Source organism: Natrinema soli, from assembly GCF_028618695.1.
The window spans coordinates 1-3,767 of the sequence record NZ_JAQIVI010000730.1 but is presented as its reverse complement, the minus strand read 5'-3'; the positions used below and the strand labels follow the sequence as shown (position 1 = coordinate 3,767).

4 protein-coding genes are annotated in these 3,767 nt (G+C 65.6%); 2 read left to right on the top strand and 2 right to left on the bottom strand.

The annotated features are described in order from the left end of the window. Window positions 1-906, top strand: a 906-nt coding sequence (locus PGX04_RS31095) for an amidohydrolase (RefSeq protein WP_273742010.1), incomplete at its 5' end; no start/stop codon positions are given. Between the two features lie 324 nt (window positions 907-1,230). Here the strand turns inward: PGX04_RS31095 and PGX04_RS31090 are convergent. Next, window positions 1,231-2,637, bottom strand: coding sequence for a geranylgeranyl reductase family protein (locus tag PGX04_RS31090; protein WP_273742009.1), 1,407 nt, complete (start codon window positions 2,635-2,637; stop codon window positions 1,231-1,233). Window positions 2,638-2,845: 208 nt separating this feature from the next. On the opposite strand from PGX04_RS31090, the gene PGX04_RS31085 reads away from it, so the two are divergent. After that, window positions 2,846-3,178: a 2Fe-2S iron-sulfur cluster-binding protein gene (locus PGX04_RS31085; RefSeq protein WP_273742008.1), complete on the top strand. Its 333-nt coding sequence runs from the start codon at window positions 2,846-2,848 to the stop codon at window positions 3,176-3,178. Between the two features lie 87 nt (window positions 3,179-3,265). Here the strand turns inward: PGX04_RS31085 and PGX04_RS31080 are convergent. Then, on the bottom strand, window positions 3,266-3,767 hold a 502-nt coding region (locus PGX04_RS31080), incomplete at its 5' end, for an MBL fold metallo-hydrolase (protein WP_273742007.1).

Below are 3,767 nucleotides of genomic sequence, written 5' to 3'. Positions count from 1 at the left end.
CCCGCGGACGAGGGCTTTCGCTCGAAGGTCGACGGGACGATGCACGCCTGCGGCCACGACGCCCACTCGACGATCGCCATCGGCGTCCTCGAGCGGGTGGTCGAGAGCGATTTCCGGGGAACGCTGAAGGTCTTCTTCCAGCCCGCAGAGGAGGTCGTCGGCGGCGGGAAGTCGATGGCCGAGAGCGAGCACATCCGGGATATCGACGCCCTGCTCGCGGTGCACATCGGGCTCGACCATCCGACCGGCGAAATCGTCGCTGGCATCGACGGCTTTCTGGCGGTGTCGCACCTCGAGGCCGAGTTCACGGGCGAGTCGGCCCACGCCGGTGGCCACCCGGAGCAGGGGCGCAACGCCGTGCAGGCGATGGCGACGGCCGTCCAGAACCTGTACGGGATTCCCCGGCACAACGACGGCAAGACGCGCGTCAACGCGGGCGTCGTCGAGGGCGGCAGCGCCGCGAACGTCATCCCCGACGAGGCGCGGATCGTCGCCGAAGTTCGGGGCGAAACGACCGAGTTGATGGAGTACATGAAGCGCCGAACCCGACGAGTGCTCCGGAGCGCCGCTCAGATGCACGACTGCGAGGTCTCGATCGAGACCGGTGCGGAAGCTCCCAGCGCGACGAGCGATCAGGCGCTCGTCTCGGTCGTCGCCGACGTGGCGAGCGACACGGCGGGCGTAGAGCGCGTTCTCGAGCGCGACGAACTCGGCGGCAGCGAGGACGCGACCTTTCTCATGCGGAAAGTCCAGGAAAACGGCGGCACCGCGTGCTACGTCGGCGTCGGCACCGACCACCCCGGCGGCCACCACACGGCGACGTTCGACGTCGACGAGGAGAGCATCGGCCACGGGATCGACGTACTCGCGGGATCAATCGAGCAAATTAGCCGTCGGCAATCCTGATCGGCACGTTCTCGACTGATTTCGAGCGGGAGTGGCCGGGAGCGGGCTCCGAGCAATGCGAGGAGTCCGCGACCCTACGGAAGAGCAAGCTCTTCCGAGCATCGCGGAAGCTTCGCTTCCGCTCAACGGGGAAGGGCAGGCGGTTCACCGACGCTCACCGCGAGCGACCGCAGGGAGCGAGCGGGCCGACGACTGACTCGGAGTGAACAACGTGAACGGAGAGGAAGGAGGAGTGCTTTTGATCGAAATTTTATCGAAGGACGGCGCGCTCGCGACGAGAATTCTCGTCGCGAGCGCACCAGACTGCAGAGTAAAATTTCGTCTCTAGTACTTCGGCTCCGCCCCGGTCGTCTCGTACACCTTCTCCATGAGTTCGTCGCGGCGGTCCTGCCAGCCCGCGAGCCCCGCGGGACTGGTCGGATAGTTCTCGTAGTGGGCGAGCAGTTCGTCGGCGCGACGCTTGGTCTGGTAGAGGTTCCAGATGGTTCCCCAGTGGCCGCGACTCTTGAGCAGCGCCTCGAGTTTGAGTTTGAGCCCGATATCCGTACTGCCGGAGTACAGCGCTTCGGCGAGTTTGTCGCCGGGCATCGCGGCGAGTAATCCCATCAGGTCGTCGACGTCGACGGCCGTCGAGAGGATGTTGTAGACGTCCAGCGCGGCGTAGCGCGCGCCGAAGTGGTCCATCACCTTCTCGTTGTACGCCCAGAACGTGTCCTCGCTGTAGTCGCCGGTCTCGAGGGCCTCGATGGCCTGCTCGGCGGCGTACTTGCCGCCGTAGGCGGCTCCGGCGATACCGCCGCCCGTGGTCGGGTTGACGTGACCGGCGGCGTCGCCGATGGCCATGTAGCCCGGATGCACGGCGGAGTCGTAGGGCCGCCGAGTCGGTAGCGCCGCGCCGAGTTTGTCCTCGACTTCGGCGCCCTCGAACTCGGGGCGGTTCTCGAGGTCGCGTTTGAGATCGTCGACGAGTTGCATGGGTTCCTCGGTCATCTGGAAACCCAGGCCGGCGTTGATCTCGGTGTCGGTCCGCGGGAAGTACCAGAGGTAGCCCGCCGCGCGCTCGGTCGGCTTGAAGACCAGCGCGTCGTCCCACTCGACGGGCTCGTCGACGTGGACGATCTCGCGGTAGGCCGAACAGAAGTGGCTGTAGTTGACGTTCGTGTCGAAGGTGGAGTCCGAAAAGTCGACGTTGTCCTGTAGCACCGACAGCGAGCCCGCGGCGTCGATGACGATATCGGACTCGTACTCGAGGGGCTCGCCCTTGCGGATCGTCTCGACGCCCGTGACGCGGCCGTCGTCAGCCTGAACGACGTTTTTGACGACGGTGTCGTAGTGAAAGTCGACGCCGGCGTCTCCGGCGCCCTCGATGATCCGCCGGCCGTACTCCCAGCGGTCGATGACGGCGAGTTCGCCCGGGACCGGAATCTCGAGGACGGTGTCCTCCTGGGGAATTTCGAAGCGACCGTGATCGACGCCGGTGTTGGTGAAGGCCGGCTCGAGTTTCGATTTCGGAATCGCCTCGGGGAAGGCGTCGGCACCCTTCAACGCGTCCCCGCAGGCGATGTGGCCCGCTTCGGTCTCGGACTTTCGCTCGAGAACGACGACGTCGTACCCCTCCCGTGCGATGGTCGCTGCGGCGTAGCACCCTGCAGTGCCGGCTCCGACGACGACAGCGTCCGGCGACTGCGTTCCCGTCGTCGTGGTAGCGTCCGACTGTTCCTGCGTACTCATACCAACACTGTGAACACCGCGGTAAGAAAACGTTTTATGTGTGAATTGTCGGATTAGCGGGGTCGAAACCGGACGACGACGGGTCGGTTTCAGATCGACCGTTTGAGCCGGTTCGTTCGAGCGAGCGGGTTTCGGTGATCGATTCCCGCCGTCCCATCACGACAGCGGGGGATAAAGAGTTTTAGTGCGGTCTTTCGTAGCGGCCTATATGACAGAGTACACTATCGAGTTCGTCGGGACGGGTGAGACGATCACCTGTACCGACAAGGAGACGATCCTGAGTCGGTGTCTCGAGGAGGGCATCGCTCAGGAGTACTCCTGCCGAGTCGGGATGTGCCTGGCCTGCTCGGCCAAAATTCTCGAGGGCGAGGTCACCCAGCCTGCGGCGCGCGGACTAACCGAGGAGGAGGCGGAGAACTTTGCGTTGACTTGCATGGCGCGTCCGCAGTCGGACCTCAGGCTCGATCGCGGCAAATACCCGCCGAGCATCGAGGGTGACCTCGCAGGTGGCACGAACGACGGCGCGGTCGCCGACGACTGAACGCGCCGCCGTCCGTCTCGCCGCTCGGTTCTTCGACTCGTTCCATCGTTTCCGCAACAGTCGCCGTCAGCCCCGCTGCGGTCGCTGTCAACCGGCGACCGCGCAGTTGTTCGGCCCGAGTTCGAGTTCGAACGCCGTCTCCCCGTCGACGTCCTCGAGGCCGAGATTCACGGCCACGATCCGCTCGTGATTCGGCGGCCGCGGCGGGAGATCGTTCGTCACGTGGGCGACGAACTCGGCTTCGTCCATCGAGAGCGCCGCGAGGCGGTCGGACAGGGTCTCGAGTCGCGCGGTATACGTCCCGTCAGCCCGCGGATCGGCGGCGTCGCTGTAGTGACCCGGCGCGACCGTCGTCGGGTCGGGAAACGCCGAGAGACGCTGCTGGAGCGACTCGTATAGCCGCCTGGCGGCAGCGTCCGATCCGTCGTCCCCGCGTTCGAGGTCCGGCCGGCCGACGCCCTCGAGAAAGAGGGTGTCACCGGTGAAGAGAACGCCATCCAGTTGGTACGAGAGTGATTCGGTCGTGTGACCGGGCGTCGCGACCGCGGTCAGCGTCGCGTCGCCGACCCGTACCTCGTCGCCGTCCTGC

Excerpts from the sequence above, each read along its gene's own strand:
- PGX04_RS31090 (WP_273742009.1), bottom strand. The coding sequence starts at position 2,637 with ATGAGTACGCAGGAACAGTCGGACGCTACCACGACGACGGGAACGCAG.
- PGX04_RS31085 (WP_273742008.1), top strand. The coding sequence starts at position 2,846 with ATGACAGAGTACACTATCGAGTTCGTCGGGACGGGTGAGACGATCACC.